General features: G+C 44.7%; 15 protein-coding genes. 6 read left to right on the top strand and 9 right to left on the bottom strand.

What is annotated here, in order from left to right; genetic code table 11:
* Nucleotides 1-105 precede the first annotated feature (105 nt).
* The 9 genes from BT112_RS05245 to BT112_RS05205 form a co-directional block, all read right to left on the bottom strand.
* Nucleotides 106-1,617 carry a RagB/SusD family nutrient uptake outer membrane protein gene (locus tag BT112_RS05245; protein WP_245776986.1) on the bottom strand — a complete coding sequence of 504 codons (1,512 nt, stop codon included), beginning with the start codon at nt 1,615-1,617 and terminating at the stop codon, nt 106-108.
* A gap of 17 nt (nt 1,618-1,634) precedes the next feature.
* On the bottom strand, nt 1,635-4,703 hold the full coding sequence (locus BT112_RS05240) for a SusC/RagA family TonB-linked outer membrane protein (protein WP_072316321.1): 3,069 nt from the start codon (nt 4,701-4,703) through the stop codon (nt 1,635-1,637).
* A gap of 443 nt (nt 4,704-5,146) precedes the next feature.
* Nucleotides 5,147-5,851, bottom strand: a complete 705-nt coding sequence (locus tag BT112_RS05235; protein ID WP_072316320.1) for a gluconate 2-dehydrogenase subunit 3 family protein — start codon at nt 5,849-5,851, stop codon at nt 5,147-5,149.
* Between the two features lie 89 nt (nt 5,852-5,940).
* Nucleotides 5,941-7,683, bottom strand: a complete 1,743-nt coding sequence (locus BT112_RS05230; RefSeq protein WP_072316319.1) for a GMC family oxidoreductase — start codon at nt 7,681-7,683, stop codon at nt 5,941-5,943.
* A gap of 61 nt (nt 7,684-7,744) precedes the next feature.
* A complete protein-coding gene (locus tag BT112_RS05225; protein WP_072316318.1) occupies nt 7,745-8,719 on the bottom strand; it encodes a glycoside hydrolase family 43 protein in 975 nt (324 codons plus the stop codon).
* 365 nt (nt 8,720-9,084) lie between these two features.
* Nucleotides 9,085-10,116: a LacI family DNA-binding transcriptional regulator gene (locus BT112_RS05220; RefSeq protein WP_072316317.1), complete on the bottom strand. Its 1,032-nt coding sequence runs from the start codon at nt 10,114-10,116 to the stop codon at nt 9,085-9,087.
* A 122-nt stretch (nt 10,117-10,238) separates the two neighbouring features.
* Entirely contained in the window at nt 10,239-10,961 is a 723-nt protein-coding gene (locus BT112_RS05215) for a tRNA1(Val) (adenine(37)-N6)-methyltransferase (RefSeq protein WP_072316316.1), read from the bottom strand.
* Nucleotides 10,962-11,030: 69 nt separating this feature from the next.
* On the bottom strand, nt 11,031-11,555 hold the full coding sequence (rimM, locus tag BT112_RS05210) for a ribosome maturation factor RimM (RefSeq protein ID WP_072316315.1): 525 nt from the start codon (nt 11,553-11,555) through the stop codon (nt 11,031-11,033).
* A gap of 14 nt (nt 11,556-11,569) precedes the next feature.
* A complete protein-coding gene (locus BT112_RS05205) occupies nt 11,570-12,130 on the bottom strand; it encodes a 30S ribosomal protein S16 (protein ID WP_072316314.1) in 561 nt (186 codons plus the stop codon).
* 205 nt (nt 12,131-12,335) lie between these two features.
* On the opposite strand from BT112_RS05205, the gene BT112_RS05200 reads away from it, so the two are divergent.
* The 6 genes from BT112_RS05200 to BT112_RS05175 all read left to right on the top strand — a co-directional run bounded on the left by BT112_RS05200 (nt 12,336) and on the right by BT112_RS05175 (nt 17,507).
* The gene (locus BT112_RS05200; RefSeq protein WP_072316371.1) at nt 12,336-13,277 is read left to right on the top strand and encodes a 2-hydroxyacid dehydrogenase; all 942 of its coding nucleotides are present in this window, start codon (nt 12,336-12,338) and stop codon (nt 13,275-13,277) included.
* A gap of 98 nt (nt 13,278-13,375) precedes the next feature.
* Nucleotides 13,376-13,753, top strand: coding sequence for a TM2 domain-containing protein (locus BT112_RS05195; protein WP_072316370.1), 378 nt, complete (start codon nt 13,376-13,378; stop codon nt 13,751-13,753).
* Nucleotides 13,754-13,988: 235 nt separating this feature from the next.
* Nucleotides 13,989-14,975 carry an ABC transporter ATP-binding protein gene (locus BT112_RS05190; protein WP_072316313.1) on the top strand — a complete coding sequence of 329 codons (987 nt, stop codon included), beginning with the start codon at nt 13,989-13,991 and terminating at the stop codon, nt 14,973-14,975.
* A 77-nt stretch (nt 14,976-15,052) separates the two neighbouring features.
* Entirely contained in the window at nt 15,053-15,787 is a 735-nt protein-coding gene (locus tag BT112_RS05185; protein ID WP_072316312.1) for a lysophospholipid acyltransferase family protein, read from the top strand.
* Nucleotides 15,788-15,795: 8 nt separating this feature from the next.
* Nucleotides 15,796-16,785 carry an acyl-ACP desaturase gene (locus BT112_RS05180; RefSeq protein WP_072316311.1) on the top strand — a complete coding sequence of 330 codons (990 nt, stop codon included), beginning with the start codon at nt 15,796-15,798 and terminating at the stop codon, nt 16,783-16,785.
* Between the two features lie 68 nt (nt 16,786-16,853).
* Nucleotides 16,854-17,507 carry an HD domain-containing protein gene (locus BT112_RS05175; RefSeq protein WP_072316369.1) on the top strand — a complete coding sequence of 218 codons (654 nt, stop codon included), beginning with the start codon at nt 16,854-16,856 and terminating at the stop codon, nt 17,505-17,507.
* The last annotated feature ends 46 nt before the right edge of the window (nt 17,508-17,553 follow it).

Here is a 17,553-nt window from a genome sequence, read left to right as displayed (position 1 = left end):
AAAATTTATTAAAAATACGGGTTATCGTCGAATTTACACCAATGTATTTCCCGAACTAAAAAACAAAAAAAAGCTGCCTGGTTTCAGGCAGCTTTTACTATGTATCTACCACCCGGTGTTATTGGGTAACAGTTTGGTGTTATTACTGATCTCACGTTGTGGAACGGGAAACAGCAAATATTTTTCCGTGAGCTTGGGTCCATAGGAAAACTCATGTCCTATGAAATCTTCCCATTGTCCGGTTTCGAGGTCGAGAACCTTTCTTCTCCTCACCATATCGAACCAGGTTTTATTCTCAAAAGACAGTTCGTGAAAACGCTCTGTCCAGATATCCTCCCGGGTTACGGAAGCATCGAAGTAAGGCAGGTCCGCCCTGTCCCTGATCTGGTTTACAGCATCCAGTACTTTAGCCGTAGGCCCATAGGCTTCAAACCCGGCTTCGGCATAGGTAAGAAGTACTTCCGCATACCGGAAAAACGTCCAGTTAAGATCGTTCTGAGCCGTATTCAGCGCAGCTTCCTCGTTAAAATACTTAAAGATATAGGATCCTCCGAAGTCTACCATAACATCCGGATTTTCGATCGACGGATATTCCGTAAAATAAAACTGTTGTTCCTCAACTCTTTTGTCTCCGGTCTCATGTGAGTTTATAAAAGCCTGAGTGGGGTACATTACACCGTACTCGTCTGAAAAAACAGATATTTTTTTCGATCTCGGAAGTAACCATGCTGTAAGTCCGTTGGTTATATTCGCTCCGGCCAAATACTGGTTCTGAAAAATAAATTCACCCGTATTTTCGAGCTTTTTATCATGCAACTCGGCATACGTATCAAATAAACGATAATCGAAGTTATCGATCACTTCCTCTGCTTTATCCGCGGCGAGCTTGTAGTACTCATCGCCCGCCTGTAAAGGATATCCTGCCATAGTGAGATACACGCTGGAAAGCAGTGTTTTTACAGCACCGAGGCTTACTCTACCTGTATTATCCGTGTCGGGCAGCCCTGCTTCCTCCGCATCTTTGAGATCCTGAACAATAACCTCATAAACCTGGGCCTGTTCTGTTCTTTCGGGATATAACAACTCAGAGTTTGCATCTACGGGCTCCAGAATCAATGGCACTTTCCCGAAGATACGCACCAGGTTAAAATAGTTGAATGCCCGCATAAACTTGGCTTCCCCTATCAATCGTTGCTTGTCACCTTCGTTCATGTCGATATCCGGTATGCGCTCTATAGCCAGGTTGGCATTGGCAACTGATTTGAATGAACGCTGCCACCAATTAATCAGGTAGTTGTTTTCGGCATTAGTGGTCAGGTTACGCAGATCCCTGTTCGCCTGACTTTGCCCTACTTCGGTATTGAGAAGCCCCGTAGGAAATTCGAGCATCATAAAAGGACTCTCTCCATAAGTTCCGGACCCATCCGATACAAAGCGTAATTCATAATAGAGGGTATTAATCGCTGCTTCTGCGTGTTCTGCAGTCTGGAAATAATTTTCCTGTGTGTAATCGGACTTGTTTTCTTCATCGAGAAAATCCGAACATGAGCTTCCCAATAGTAAGGCTGCACTACCAAGAGCTGCTATATAGGTACGTTTGTTTATAAATTTCATCATCGCTTCTGTTTTTTTGATTAAAAACTAACATTTAATCCTACGGTATAGGTTCTTGGCTTCGGATAATCGAAGAAAGTAATACCCTGAGCAAAAGAATCTCCATAAGTGGTTACCTCCGGATCGTATCCGCTGTAATCTGTGATCAGGAAGAAATTTTGCAAAGAAGCATACACCCGAAGTCGTCCGAGTTTCAATTTGTCCAGTACATCGGAAGGAAAATTATAACCGAGGATCAGGTTTCTTCCACGAATAAAAGATCCGTCTTCAACCATACGGCTGTCTACCGTTGATGTATAATACGAATTGGCCGGTCTGTTCTGGGCAACCATCGTATTCTGGTTATCCGGTGTCCACCCGTTAAGTACAGTCGCGTAACTGTTGGCCTGCCCTGTTCTATCCTCTCCGGAATGCCTGGACAGGTTGAGAATATCATTTCCGTACATAAACTGAAGGTCTAAGGTAAGATCGAAGTTCTTGTAACGGAACGTGTTAAACAAGGCTCCGAAACCATCTGCATAACCGTTTCCGAGTATCACACGGTCGGCATCATTTATTTGCCCGTCACCGTTAACATCCCGGTGTTTTATATCTCCTGGAAGTGCATTGTAGGTAGCGGCCTGTGCAGCTTCATCTGCACCCCATGTTCCTTCACGTACAAGTCCGTAAAAAGACCCGACAGATTCGCCTACACGCAGTACGTTGGTATTGGACAGGAACCAAGGTCCGGGAAATATATCATCATCAGCTTCACCCAGGGCGAGTATTTTGTTCTTATTCACCGAGATATTGAATGTGGTGGTCCAATCGAAGTCTTCGGTCTGGATATTCACCGTGTTCAGTGAAATTTCGAAACCTTTGTTCTCCATACTACCGATGTTGGTGTAAATACTGGAATAACCACTTGATGTAGGTACCGGAGCATTCAGCAACATATCGGTAGTCTTTTTGTAATAGAAATCGGTTTCCAGCTTGATTCGGTTATCAAAGAATCCGAATTCCAGTCCCGCATCGAACTGGGCTGTCTTTTCCCATTTGAGATCCGGATTGGAAAGTGTTCCTATACCAACTCCCGACGCTCTGTCGCCTCCGAGAATCGCAGTATTGGAAGACATACTGGCCAGAGACTGGTACACTCCGATCTCTGAGTTTCCGGTTTCTCCGTAACTTGTACGGAACTTCAGGTTAGACAAGCCATGACTGTCTTTCAGGAAATCTTCTTCTGAAATCTTCCATGCAAATGCCGCCGAAGGGAAAAAAGCTCTTTTCTGGTCCTGCCCGAATTTAGACGAACCGTCGAGACGGCCCGTTACGGTAAACAGGTACTTATTCATTAGGCTGTAATTCACCCTGGCAAAATAAGAGTTCATCGCCCATTTATAGGTTTCGGAAAAAGGTGTAAGCGGATTCGCCCCTACCTCAAGGTTGTTCCACTGGTAAAAATCATCCGTAAAACCTCTTGATCCGCCACGACTTCTGAAGTAGTCGTATTGTTGCCATCCCAAACCGGCAAGAGCTGTCAGCCTGTGGTTTTCATTAAATTCTTTGGTATAAGTCAGGTAGTTTTCAAACTGCCAGTAATTGGTCCTGGTATTTTGCACCCAGGCCTCTCCGTTGTAATCCGCACTAAGCTGTCGGAGATCCTTTCCGGAATAGAAGCTTTCCTGTATATTCTGGATGTTCATCCCCAGGCTGGTTTTCAATTGTAAACCTTCCGCAAGGTCCATCGTAGCACTGATATCTCCGAGCACACTTTGTGTTTTGAATATATCTTTCCTGTTTTTCAAAAGGTTCACAGGGTTTTCTCCACCTTCCATATTCGGATAGTCTGCATTACTCCCCCAGGTACCATCTTCGTACTTAACGGGAACAATCGGTAACGTCTCTACGATCATCCTTAAAGGCGTAAGTCCGCCAACTGCACCGTCGACCCTGTTTTCTTCGATATGGTTAAAGGTAATACCTCCACTGAGTTTCAACCAGTCTTTTACCTGGCTGTCCAGTACAAATCTTCCGGAATAACGCTTGAGGTAAGATTCCTTAATAATCCCCTCCTGGTCTGCATAGTTCAGGAATGCCCCGTACGAAGTATCTTCGTTACCTCCGGTGAATGACAGGTTATGGTTCTGGGTTACTGCAGTACGCATAGCTTCTTTCTGCCAGTCGGTATCATACAACGGATTTCCGTCTGCATCAAAAAGATTACGGTTGGTCCTGTAATCCATAGGATTGGTGTACTTCCCTTCATTCCAACCAGTCGGATCGTATTTCTGGGCGTTATTATAAGAATTCATTTCCACCTGTAAAAACTCCTGGGCGTTCAGCACATCAAGTCTTCTGGAAAGTTCTCCTATACTCAGGAAAGTATCGTAACTTACACGTCCCCCGTCTTTACCTCCTCTTTTTGTGGTAATGATGATCACCCCGTTAGCTCCGCGAGCTCCGTAGATAGCAGTGGCAGAAGCATCTTTCAATACTTCCATAGATTCGATATCGTTTGGGTTTAAATAGTTGATCGGACCTGCACCGATGACACCATCTACTACATAAAGCGGACCATTACTGGCATTGATAGAGTTATTACCACGTATCCTAACATTGGTATTACCACCGGGACGACCGGAATTGGTAGATACATTAACACCGGCTGCCCTACCCGCAAGTGCCTGCTCGGGGTTGGTCACCGGGGCTTCCTGAAGCGATTTGCTGCTTACCGTCGAAACCGCACCGGTAACATCAGACCTTCGTTGCGTTCCGTATCCGACGACGACAACTTCATCCAGGGCCTGTGTATCTTCCTGAAGCGTTACGTTTATCGTGGTCTTCCCGGCTACAGATACCTCATTATTCTGATAACCGATGTAACTGAATACCAGGGTAGCATCCTCGGGCACATCTTCCAGGGTGTAATTTCCGTCAAAATCGGTCTGGGTTCCATGAGTAGTACCTTTTACCACAATGTTCGCCCCCGGCAAAGGCCCCATACCATCGGATACGGTTCCGGAGACTGTCACCTGGGCCTGCAAGGCTCCTACAGCACAAAACAAAGCCGCAAAAAGCACAAGCTTGTTCATTAAAATTGTCTTCATAAATGCTGATTTAGTTTAGAATTAAGTTTTTTGGTTACAAACCATTGTTAAAAACACATTTTTATTGAAAATGCTAAAACGTTTTAGCATTTCAGCAAAAAATTTAGCACCTTTTTAAGCATCATCTTATGATACGGGTGCCAGAACAAAAAATTAACAGTTTATTAGCAAGGTGCTAATTTGCGAAAAAAAATCTATCTCGCAAAAAAAGACTTGTTTATTTATGAGTTTCATAAAATCTCCGATTCGGAACTAACGTTTCCGCTTTTTGAGATTCACATCCCCAATATCACCACGCAAAGTTTCTTACCGGAAAGATTATCACATCCATATACCCGCTCACTATCCAAAGAAAAGCCTGCTACAGACATGGGTCTGCAGCGGGCTCCTACACAACAATCTAAAACATGAAGGTTTTTTAAAAAATCGGTCTGTACATTTTTTCAGACCTCATAATTATCCCAATTCATGATCTCTCCGCGATCTTCGGGTTGTATACTGTTTTTTAACATTTTCTCATCGTATGCCATTCCGTGTTTATCCAATACATCCTGCGGAACCCCATCCCAAACATTGGGAGTATTCCCGACATACCCCAGGTCTTTAATACCGAGCTGACTGGTATAAAAGCCGGTAGCTACAAGATTCCGGATCCTTGAAAAGAACACTGCCCCCTGCTTGAGTTCAGGGGAGACTTCTTCGGGATAGGCGATATCTTTTACGATAGCTTCCCGCTCTCCGTCCGAACAGGAAATAAATTTCTTATCGTACCGCAAGGCACTTTCCCGGTCGAGCCACATCAGTCCTCCACGAAGCGGAATCTGATGCTGTGGAATATCCTTTACTATAAACTCTATAAAATCGGGAACCCCGGCTTCTGTGGCAGAACCGGAAGTATCGTCTTCAGGAATGATAATATCGGCAAGAACAGCTATGGTAGCCATCTCGTGTTCGGTAAAAAATGTTTTACTTTTCAGCTCCGTATCATGCGCAGCTTCTTCGGGCGTACGTCCGTACCCCTCACCGTCATGTTTAGGCTCAACACCTACAACTTCTTTTTTATCCTCAGCAGGGACACAGCCATGTAACATCAACCCGGATGCCACACCACCTATAACAAGGGTTTTTATCGTCTCTCTTCTGTCCATTTCTTCGTTATATTATAAAGGAGCAGATATGTTTACCGAAGGATTATTGCACTGCAAAATCCGATACTTATCTTCTCCTGGTCTGCTTTTTAAATATTCATTTTCTTCATCTCTTCTTTGAGGTAATCCGATGCCCTCCAGGCCAGAGCCAGGATGGTCCAGGTCGGATTTTTATCGGCCTGAGATACAAAAGGTCCGCCATCTACCACAAACAGGTTAGGAACATCATGCGCCTGGTTAAACCTGTTCACTACGGAAGTTTTCGGATCATCACCCATACGTGTCGTCCCCACCTCATGGATAATCCTGCCAGGATTTTCCAGGCCGTAATCGGTGTCCGCCCCCGGTCGTTGTCCCAGTGCTATTCCTCCCATGGAATGGATGACCTCCTCGAAAGTATCGTGCATGTGTTGCGCCTGCTTACGTTCTTCATCGGACCATTTGTAATTGAATTTTAGTACCGGGATCCCGTATTTATCGACAACATTCGGATCTATTTCGCAGAAATTCTCTTTTCGCGGGATACTTTCACCTCTACCGGCCATACCGAATGTAGCTCCGTAAAATCGCCGGATATCATTTTTAAAATCCAGCCCGTAACCCCCGGCCTTTTTCTTTTCTCCGTTCTTCCCGGGAAGCTGCCCGTTGATATTCTCCATGTTAAAACCAAACCCATAGGCCGGCATGCCCATACCTCCCCAGTACTCGATATGATACCCCCGCGAGAACCCGAGATTTTTACTATCGTTGAGCCACCACGGGGTGTACAGGTGCATTCCACCTACTCCGTCTTCGTTATAACGCTTTCTGTCCAGCAGATCCGGGATCAATCCCATCCGGGATGCCCCGGTAGAGTCATGGAGGTATTTCCCGACAACATCGCTTGAGTTGGCCAGTCCGTTCGGATGAGCTTCCGATTTGGAATTGAGCAGTATCCGGGCAGAACTACAGGCACTGGCAGCCATAATTACAACCCTGGCTTTAACTGTATACTCCTGAAGATCTTCCTTGTTTACGTACGACACTCCGGTCGCCTTTCCTTCCTCATCAGTAAGCACCTTACGCACCATGGCATTGACATAGAGGTCTACATTGCCAGTTTCCATAGCCGGATTTACCAATACGGAAGACGACGAAAAATCACCATATACACTACAGGAACGGGAACATTGGCTACAGAAAAAACAAGCTCCTCTTTTGTTATTTACCCTTTTGGTAAGAATGGACAGCCGGGACGGAATCATAGGTACACCTATTTTTTCCGCTCCCTTTTTGATGTACAATTCATGCAACCTGGGCTTCGGAGGCGGAAGAAAATAACCATCGGGTTCATTAGGAATATTTTCTTTGGTACCAAATACCCCGATCATTTTATCGACCTTGTCATAGTACGGTTGTACATCTTCGTACCCTATCGGCCAGTTATCTCCCTTTCCGTCAAAATCTTTTCTTTTGAAATCGAGTGGCCCGAAACGCAGGGATATACGTCCCCAGTGATTGGTACGCCCCCCAAGCATTCTGGAACGGAACCAATCGAACTCCGTCCCATCTTCCTTGGTATAAGGCTCTCCATCGATCTCCCAACCTCCGTAGGCCATATCAAAATCACCGAAAGGCCGGGAAGTTCCTGCCCCACGCCTTGGCGATTCCCACGGCCAGCGAAGTTGTGTACGCTGTTCGGGATTGGCCGGATCGAAATGCGGTCCGGCTTCCATAAGCGCTATTTTAAATCCGGCTTCCGAAAGGACATGTGCTGCCATACCCCCTCCGGCACCGGAGCCTACAATACAAATATCATAGGTCTTGGTTTGTTCTTTGATCTGAAACGACATTCTTTATTTTTTACGGGTCTTCAATTAAATCAATTTATAAAGTTTCCTGAAGGTCAAGTGGTCAACGTAACGGATCGCTTTTTACGCCTTCATCGGTAATTTTTACGGGACGGATAAGACCATCCTCATCAAAATGCATTTCTTCGATACAGGTTTCCCTCGAGTTCCGGTCCGTCTCCCCCAAAGGTCTGCGGTGATACACAATATACCAGCGGTCTTTTTCCGGAACTTTAATTACGGAGTGGTGTCCGGCACCCGTAGCAATATCCATATCCTGCTGAAGAATTTTACCGATACGCTTAAAAGGCCCCATAGGAGAATCGGCTATAGCATAGGCCACACTGTAATCCGGACCGGTCCAGCCACCTTCGGACCACATAAAATAATATTTACCGTCGCGTATAAACATAAAAGGACCTTCTACATAATTCTCGGGGGTGACCTCCCGGAACGTCTCTCCGTTATCAAAGGGAATAAAACCGGTAAAATCTTCGTTCAGCTTTGCAATATTGCAGTGTTTCCATCCCCCGTAAATAAGGTAGTGCGTACCGTCGGCATCCCGGAAAACAAACTGGTCTATAGGTTGCGCGCCATTGTAGAACTTATCGATAAGCGGCTTGCCAAGGTGATCCCGGAAAGGTCCCTCCGGCCGATCGGCAACGGCAACACCTATACCGCCGTACTCCTCATTACTCTGAATATCATTGGCTCCGAAAAAAAGGAAGTATTTTCCACCATTCTCTATGATGGAAGGGGCCCAAACTGCTCTTTTAGCCCATTTCACATTTGCAGTATCCAATACTTTTTCGTGCTTGGTCCAGTGCACCAGGTCAGGTGAAGAAAAGGCATCAAAAAAGACCTGCTTTTCATAAGGAGCGGAGTATGTAGGATAAATCCAGTATTGATCCCCGAAAATAATCCCCTCCGGATCGGCATACCACCCTTCAAAAACAGGATTGTTATTTTTATCTGATTGTTGTGCGTACCCAGAAACTAAGGTCGCAAGAAGAATTCCCGAAAGTAAGATATGTTTCAAAACTGGTTCTGTATTTGGTTTACACTCTATACCCGATAAAACGCTGTAATCTGCCAGTCTGAAATTCTCACAGATGTCGACCTCCTGATATCAAAAATGCTAAAACGTTTTAGCATGATTACGAAAAACCCAGTAAATTCGGGGGTTTTCCATGTTTTTTATCAGTGCTTTTCCGCAGATCATAACAGAAAACTGAGTATTTATCGCGCTATTTTACGAAAAAAAATCTATACTGCAAAGTAGCTCTATTTTTTTTACATAAAAACCAATAAAACACAACAGGAAATGAAAAATATATAAAAACGGCATTTTCACGAAAATTGCAACCACTGATCGGGTATGAAGAACACGCTTACCCTACGCTACTATTTCTGCTTTCCGGCAGATGATCCGCGGACCACGAGACGTGCGGACAATTCGATTTCCTTTCCCCGGATTTCTCCGGGGCCGTCCTTCTGAACCAACTGCTCCAGTATACTATCTACAAGACAGGTCGATATTTCTTCCATGGGCTGTGTTACCGTGGTAATTGCAGGAGTATACATCCGGAAGACCTCACTATCGTCGAACGCAACAACCCCAATATCACCGGGAATAGACAGTCCTTTTTGCCTTATGGCTTTCAGGCCGCTGACCCCAAGATAATTCGAAGAAAAAAACAGGCTGTCAATATCCTCATTCTCCGAGAGAAAACCAACAATCGCATGTTCTATCTGCTGTTCGGAACACCCGTAGGGTATCCGTAAAACATATTCGGGCAGGTCGTGCACCTCCATAGCGCGCGCATACCCACTGTATCTCCCCGACATCTGGGTTTGCCGGGAATCGAGCGTCACAAAACCAATACGCTGATACCCTTGCCCAACAAGGTGTTGTATAGCATTATATGTACTGTCTTCATTATCTATAACCACATATCCCGTAGAAAGTCCGGTAAAATAGCGGTCGAAAAGCATCACGGGAATTCCGTTATTTACAAGCCCTTCCACCTCCTTTTCTATCCCTTCGGTTGGCGTGATAATATAAGCATCTACTCTGCGGTCTCTGAACGTCCGGATCAACTCCCTGGTCTTTTCCGCATTGTTCTCCGTACTGCAATACACGATCTTGTACCCGCTGTTGTTGGCTCCGTCTTCTATAAGGCGTGCTATACCGGAAAAGAAGGGATTTGAAATATCCTCTGCCATAAAAGCTATGATCTTGGATTTTCCATTTCTCAAACTTCTCGCAAAATGATTAGGCCGGTAGTCCACTTCCTTGACAAACTTCAGGACGCGGTCAATAACCTCCTGACTTATTCTGTTTTCCCGCGCTTTACCATTGAGTACCAGCGAAACCGTGGTTATCGACAATTGAAGTTTATCGGCTATATCGCGGATGGTTTGTTTGTTTTTCATTACTTTTATTTATCAGCTGCTGAAAAGAGTAGACACTTTCTTACCGGCATATTTTTTTAACAAGAGTGCCACAAATATATTAAAAACAACAAACAGACCTTGGTTCCGGTACAGAAAGGAGACTACATATTCAGGTAGAAGTCGCGGGTAAGCTCTATATAACGATCGGTATACCGGTGTCTTTCTTTTTCGATAACCAGCTCATCAGATTTCAGGTCCTGCGCTCCAAAGGCGAATGAAAGGAGCGACCTCTTCATGTCGTTCTTTTTCTCTTCGGTTCCTGCAACCCTTGTCATCCTGTAGGGATACAGCCTGCGGGCTGCAGCCATCTCCCTAAACTCCAATTCTTCTTTGAATGGCAATATTACATGGAAACTACCTGTTTCCGAAAGCAGAACAGCGACAGCATCCAGCAAATCCGTAAAAGACAGTGCCTGAGTTGCTCTTGCCAGGTCGCGTTGCTTATTGCCCGAAGAAACATTTTCGGTATAAAAAGGCGGATTGGAAACGATGAGATCATACGAATCCTCGATTTCCTCGGCAAATTCCTGCAAGGAAGCATGGTAACAGAACAAACGGTCGTTCCACGGGGAGTTTTCGAAATTTTCCACACATTGCCCATGAGCCGGTCCATCGATCTCCAGCGCATCGATCAGTTCGGCGTTACTGCGCTGCGCGAGCATCAGGGCAATCAGTCCGGTCCCTGCACCGATATCGAGCACGGAAAACGGATTCCCCGAAATATCGGCCCATGCACCAAGAAGCACACCATCCGTCCCCACTTTCATAGCACATTGATCCTGAGCTATGGTAAATTCTTTAAAACGAAATGGCTTGTCGGACATATCTAATTATTCTGAATATCAAATCGCCCGGGATCACCGGGTCTCGGAAAAAATACCGGGTACGGGTATTTACAAATACAGATCGATAAGTCCCGCAGGAGTTCGTACCAGAATCGTTTTCGTATCACGGTCTACTTTTTCGATAAACTCATCATTCATGGGGATAAGAACTTCTTTTCCTTCCCGGTCTATCTGAAAAAGAGCCTGCGCCGTAGTATCGTTGACACCTTTTACCACGCCTACTACTCCGAAATCGGCATCCTTAACGGTGAACCCCACTATTTCGTGAAAGTAAAATTTATTCCCCGAGAGCCTGGGCAATGCCGTAAGCGGCAGGTATAATTCGGCCTTCATCAGTGCATCGGCTTCTTCTTCCGTAGACACATCTTCAAGACGCAGCCTGAGAAGGTCTGATTTATGCAGGGACGATTCTTCAATAAAAAAAGGAACCAGGTCATGGCCTATGGCTATGAACACTGATTCCAGATTTTCGTACAAATCGGGTTCATCGGTATCAAGTTTCACCAATACCTCCCCCTTAAAGCTGTATTTTTTAACAATTTTTCCGAGATAGAAGCAATCTTCTTTCTTCATCCCTTCTAAATTAACTACTCTGCAGCTTCTTTGTTTTCTTCAGCAGACTCTTCTCCAGCTTCCGCTGCAGCTTCAACTTCTGCTTCGGGAGCAGCCTCTTCAGCTACTTCCTCTTCGGCAGTCTCTGTTTGAGCAGCTTCTGCCTTACGCTTTTCGCTGATTTCTTTTTCTGCCTCTAAAGCTTTTGCTTTAGCTTCTTCTTTGGCTTTTGCAAGACCTTCGCTTTTCTCAGAAACCTTACCGGTTTTCTCTTCCAGCCAGGCTTCGAACTTAGCCTCTGCCTGCTCTTGTGTCAAAGCTCCTTTAGTAACTCCTCCGAGTAAGTGCTTCTTAAGCAACACCCCTTTATAAGAAAGTATTCTCTTTGCAGTTTCTGAAGGCTGAGCTCCGTTTTGTAACCATTTTACAGAACCGTCCACATCGAGTTCTATCTGAGCAGGGTTAGTATTGGGATTGTAAGTTCCGAGTTTTTCCAGGAATTTACCATCTCTTTTTGCGCGGGAGTCCGCAGCTACGATCCAATAAAAAGGCTTGCCTTTTCTACCGTGTCTTTGCAATCTGATTCTTACAGGCATAATACATTAATTATATGGGGTTCCCGACCCCGGTTATTAATAAATAATCTCCTTCCGAAAAGGAGGGTGCAAATATAATTATTTTTTGACGTTATACATCTTTATAATTTATTTTCTTTTAGCATCTTAATCGATATTCTTCCGAAAAAATATAATTTTGAACACTCCGCTGCCGGGATCAATAAAAACGAGACACTTGAAAACAATAAAAATAATACACTTAGACAGTAATCACCCCATTCTTTGGGAGCAACTGCAAGCATCAGGTTTTGAAAACCATGAAGATTACACATCTTCCAGGACACAGATCGAAGAAAAAATAGGCGAATACCAGGGAATTGTTATCCGAAGCCGTTTTAAAATAGACCGGGACTTTCTCGACAAGGCCCATCAGCTGCAATTTATAGCCCGTGTAGGGGCAGGACTGGAGAATATCGACTGCGATTACGCACAGCGCAAAGGCATTCACCTGATAGCTGCTCCCGAAGGCAACCGGAATGCAGTAGGCGAACATGCACTGGGCATGCTGCTGTCTCTCTTTAACAATCTCAATAAAGCCGATCGAGAGATCAGGGAGGGCCAATGGCTTAGAGAGGCTAACAGGGGGCATGAACTCGATGGTAAAACAGTGGGCATTATAGGGTATGGTAATATGGGAAAGGCTTTTGCCAGAAAACTTCGAGGGTTCGACTGCAAAGTTCTCTGTTACGACATAGCCCCGGGTGTAGGCGACGAAAATGCAGCACAGGTATCTATCGACGAATTCCGGCGCGAAGCCGATGTCGTAAGCCTGCATACACCTTTCACCGAACTTACGGAAAATATGATAAACATCGATTTTATCAACAGTTTTACAAAACCTTTCTGGTTTATCAATACGGCAAGAGGAAAGAGTGTCGTTACCAAAGACCTGGTAAAGGCCTTACAGGATAAAAAAATAACCGGGGCCGCACTGGATGTTCTGGAGTATGAGAAAACTTCTTTCGAATCGCTCTTTTCCGAGGACCGTATTCCCGAGGCTTTCCGGTACCTTCTGGAATCGGACAACGTGCTGTTATCACCCCATGTTGCAGGCTGGACTTTTGAAAGTCAATTAAAACTCGCACAAACCATAGCAGACAAGATCAGATCCTATTACAACCTCTGATCCGGTGAAGCAAAAGCAAAATTGCGCTGGATAAAAAAATGGTCATTACCGATTTTTTTTATATTTTTAACTTATTCAAAACCGAAATAATTTCAATCATGAACGAAGAAAACAAACACGAAAAGAGCTTTTCGGACAAAGCCAGGGAAATGGGCGAAGAAGCTAAAAAAGCGGCCAGGGACTTAGGTGAAGAAGCCAGAGAAAGTGCCGATGCATTCAACGACGGTATCAACCAGACTGTTCACAGCCAGGAAAACAAAAAAGTTCTCGCAGGTGTATTAGCTATCGTTGTCGGATCTTTTGGTGTTCACAAGTTCATCCTCGGGTACAACAAAGAAGGGATTATTCAGATCCTGTTGTCCTTCCTTTGTGGCATCGGTGGTATTATAGGCCTGATCGAAGGAATTATCTACCTGACCAAGTCCGACGAAGAGTTCTACAACACTTACCAGGTAGGCAAGAAACCCTGGTTCTGAAATCTTCCCGGTATCCCGATCCCGATTGCGATACCCGACATCCCCGGACATGCTCTCGTTTTTGAACAAAACTCAAAAGGGCAAAAACCCTGTAAACCATATTTCAGGAGCAGCCGGATTCTCCGACTGCTTCTTTTTTTTATTACACTTCTTTAAGGCGCTTAAAAAAACGATTCCCGTTTTCCGGTTTACACAAAGCCATTATCTTTGTCCGAAACCCTCGTATCTGTTAAAAATGCTTGACGTTAAAAATATTTCATTCCGGTTCACAGAAAAACCGGTACTGGACACTCTGAGTTTCAGCGCCGAACCCGGACAAATCGTGTCGGTCATCGGGGAAAGCGGCTCCGGAAAAAGCACCCTACTCAAAGCTATTTACGGGCTTTACGACATGGATCAGGGAGAAATCTACTGGAAAGACAAGCAGATACTCGGCCCCGCATATAACCTTGTCCCGGGAGAATCCTACATGAAATACCTGGCCCAGGATTTCGATCTTATGCCTTATGTATCTGTCCGGGATAATATCGGCAAGTTCCTGTCCAACTTCTACAAAAAAGAAAAGTCGGAGCGAATAGACGAACTTCTCGACATGGTAGAATTACAGGACTATGCCGACGAAAAGCCCGGCAACCTGAGCGGAGGACAGCAACAACGTGTGGCCCTGGCCAGGGCTATGGCCCAAAAACCGGAAATACTGCTATTAGACGAACCTTTCAGTCATATCGACAGTTTCCGGACCAATAAACTCCGCAGAGACCTTTTTGCTTTTCTTCGCAAAAAGCAGATTACCTGTATCATTGCCACGCACGACAGTGTGGATGCTTTATCGCATGCCGACAAGACACTGGTGATGAAAGCGGGAAAAATTATCAGGGAAGATCAGCCCGAAAGGCTCTACAACAATCCGGAAAGCAGATACACCGCATCGCTTTTCGGAGAAGTTAACGAAATTCCGATCCGGGCACTTGTACCGGAGGCAGGTTATCCCGAAAATCAAAGAGTACTGGTGTACACGCATGAGTTACACCTCACGGAAAAATCCGGCTTCCGCGTACGGATCAAGGAATGCTATTTTGAGGGAAATCATTACCTTATAAGAGCCCTTTACCGCGGAGAGCCCCTTTTCTTCGAACACCATTCCCCCGTTCCCGAGGAAACAACCGTATCGCTTGCCATCGATGAAAAGGTCGTTAAAGAAAGAATAAAAAACCAGAAGTAAAACCTTCAATACATTCATTAACTTATATTTGCGGCAAAAAACAACTACAGCTAAACCGTATTGGCTAATTTTGTGTTATGAAAAAAATTCTGTCCTATCCGCTTTCGGCATTATACTATGTATGTTTCGGGCTATGCCTTGTGATATTTCATGGGATTCAGTGGATATGCCTTAACCTTTTCGGTTATAGTGCTCATAAGAAAAGTGTTTCCATTCTCAACTTTTTTCTCGTTCGTTGCACCAATATTCTGGGCACAACATACGAGTTCGAGAACCGTCATCTCATACCAGAGGGTGTTCCGCTTATCATTGTGGCCAACCACCAAAGTATGTACGACATTCCCGCCATTATATGGTATCTTCGTAAGTTCCATCCTAAATTCATCAGTAAAAAGGAATTGGGCAGAGGTATTCCGAGCGTATCTTTCAACCTGCGTCACGGAGGTTCTGTTCTTATTGACCGGAAAGATCCCAAACAGGCTTTACCGGCCATAAAGCAGATGGCGGAATACATCGAAGAACACAACCGTTCCGCTGTTATTTTCCCGGAAGGCACCAGGAGCAAGGACGGGAATCCGAAGCGTTTTGCAGAGAACGGATTGAAAATTCTCTGTAAGTATGCAACATCTGCCTATATTGTACCGTTAAGTATAAATAATTCGTGGAAAATTGTTAAAAATGGTAATTTTCCATTAACTTTGTGTAACCGGGTAACCTTCACAGTACAACAACCTTTTGCCATCCGAAATGTTCCTTTTAACGAAATAATAGAGAGAACGGAAAACGCAGTAAAACAAGGAATAATCATATAAATTTATTTATGTCTATAAAAAACGTGCGGCTGGAAGTTATGCAGCTTCTGGAAAAAGATATCGATACTTTTGTGGATAAATATTTAATCCCTGTGGACACCATTTGGCAACCCAGTGACTTTTTGCCGGATTCGGAAAATGAAAACTTTCTCGAAGACGTCAGGGAACTGAGAGAACTGGCCAAGGAAATGCCCTATGATTTCTGGGTAGTACTCGTCGGAGACACGATTACAGAAGAAGCACTCCCCACCTATGAGTCTTGGCTCATGGATGTGGAAGGCATAGACCAGGTGGAAAGAAACGGATGGTCCAAGTGGGTACGACACTGGACCGGAGAAGAAAACCGCCATGGTGACGTTCTCAACAAATACCTGTACCTTTCCGGACGGGTAAACATGAAAGAAGTAGAGCGTACCACACATCACCTTATCAATGACGGATTTGACATCGGTACCGATACCGACCCGTATAAGAATTTTGTATACACCAGTTTCCAGGAGCTGGCTACCTATGTCTCTCACAACCGTGTTGCCAAACTGGCAAAAAAATACGGTAACATGAGACTCTCCAAAATGTGTAAGATCATTTCCGGGGATGAAATGCGACATCACCAGGCCTACAGCGAATTTGTAAAACGTATATTTGAAGTAGATCCCAGCCAGATGATGCTGGCCTTCCAGTATATGATGAAGCAGAAAATCACCATGCCCGCACACTTCCTCAGAGAATCGGGGCAAAAACTCGGTGAGGCATGGGAACAGTTCTCGGATTCGGCACAACGAATCGGAGTATACACTTCTCACGACTATGTAGAGATCATTCAGAAACTTATTGCCAAGTGGCAGATCGACAAGATATCCGATCTTTCGGACGAAGCCGAAAAAGCCAGGGACTACCTGATGAAACTACCCGAAAGAATGCTCCGCATTTCCGAACGCATAAAAATACCGCAGGAGTCGCACATCTTTAAATGGGTAGAACCCGCAACGTCGAGATAAATCAAAAAAAACATATACAAAAATCCTTTCTTCAACACGAAAGGATTTTTTTTACCACTTTATTTTTTATGAAAAACCCGGAAATTATACCTGCTACTATCGCTTTTGTAAAAAGCGAACTGGCTAATGCAGAAGGAGGCCACGACTGGTTTCATATCGAACGTGTATACAACAATGCCTTGCTCATCGCACAACATGAAGACACCGATCTTCTCGTAGTACAGCTCGGCGCCCTTCTACACGATATTGCAGACAGTAAATTTCACAATGGCGATGACACCATAGGCCCCAGGGTTGCACGGTCTTTCCTGGAAAAACAGGAAGTACCCGAAAAAATCATCGATCACGTAGTGAAGATCATAGAGAACATCTCTTTTAAAAGCAGTTACGGTCATTCCGGGTTCAGCTCTCCCGAACTCGATGTAGTACAGGATGCGGACAGGCTCGATGCCATAGGTGCCATAGGCATAGCAAGAACCTTTAATTACGGTGGTTTTAAAAACAGGGCATTGTATCATCCGGATATTCCTCCACGGACCTATGAGAGCAAGGAAGAATACAAAAAAAGTACGGCACCTACCATCAATCATTTCCACGAGAAGTTATTGCTGCTCAAAGACAAAATGAATACCGGAACCGGAAGAAAAATCGCGCAGCAAAGACATGAGTTTATGGAAATATTCCTCGAACAGTTTTATGCCGAATGGAACGGGAAAAAGTAATTTTCACTATCTTTATATAGCACAGGTATAACCAAATCGAAAAATT

The sequence above is a fragment of the Sinomicrobium oceani genome, from assembly GCF_900119185.1.
GTDB classification, from domain to species: domain Bacteria; phylum Bacteroidota; class Bacteroidia; order Flavobacteriales; family Flavobacteriaceae; genus Sinomicrobium; species Sinomicrobium oceani.
The sequence above is the reverse complement of the archived record's forward strand: the minus strand, read 5'-3'. Positions and strand labels throughout refer to the sequence as shown.

What these genes read in the sequence shown, in the direction of transcription:
- BT112_RS05195 (WP_072316370.1), top strand. Translation starts at nt 13,376, where the DNA reads ATGAACGAAGAAAACAAACACGAAAAGAGCTTTTCGGACAAAGCCAGG.
- rimM (WP_072316315.1), bottom strand. Translation starts at nt 11,555, where the DNA reads ATGAAGAAAGAAGATTGCTTCTATCTCGGAAAAATTGTTAAAAAATAC.
- BT112_RS05240 (WP_072316321.1), bottom strand. Translation starts at nt 4,703, where the DNA reads ATGAAGACAATTTTAATGAACAAGCTTGTGCTTTTTGCGGCTTTGTTT.
- BT112_RS05245 (WP_245776986.1), bottom strand. Translation starts at nt 1,617, where the DNA reads ATGATGAAATTTATAAACAAACGTACCTATATAGCAGCTCTTGGTAGT.
- BT112_RS05230 (WP_072316319.1), bottom strand. Translation starts at nt 7,683, where the DNA reads ATGTCGTTTCAGATCAAAGAACAAACCAAGACCTATGATATTTGTATT.
- BT112_RS05180 (WP_072316311.1), top strand. Translation starts at nt 15,796, where the DNA reads ATGTCTATAAAAAACGTGCGGCTGGAAGTTATGCAGCTTCTGGAAAAA.
- BT112_RS05205 (WP_072316314.1), bottom strand. Translation starts at nt 12,130, where the DNA reads ATGCCTGTAAGAATCAGATTGCAAAGACACGGTAGAAAAGGCAAGCCT.
- BT112_RS05175 (WP_072316369.1), top strand. Translation starts at nt 16,854, where the DNA reads ATGAAAAACCCGGAAATTATACCTGCTACTATCGCTTTTGTAAAAAGC.
- BT112_RS05235 (WP_072316320.1), bottom strand. Translation starts at nt 5,851, where the DNA reads ATGGACAGAAGAGAGACGATAAAAACCCTTGTTATAGGTGGTGTGGCA.
- BT112_RS05220 (WP_072316317.1), bottom strand. Translation starts at nt 10,116, where the DNA reads ATGAAAAACAAACAAACCATCCGCGATATAGCCGATAAACTTCAATTG.
- BT112_RS05215 (WP_072316316.1), bottom strand. Translation starts at nt 10,961, where the DNA reads ATGTCCGACAAGCCATTTCGTTTTAAAGAATTTACCATAGCTCAGGAT.
- BT112_RS05190 (WP_072316313.1), top strand. Translation starts at nt 13,989, where the DNA reads ATGCTTGACGTTAAAAATATTTCATTCCGGTTCACAGAAAAACCGGTA.
- BT112_RS05185 (WP_072316312.1), top strand. Translation starts at nt 15,053, where the DNA reads ATGAAAAAAATTCTGTCCTATCCGCTTTCGGCATTATACTATGTATGT.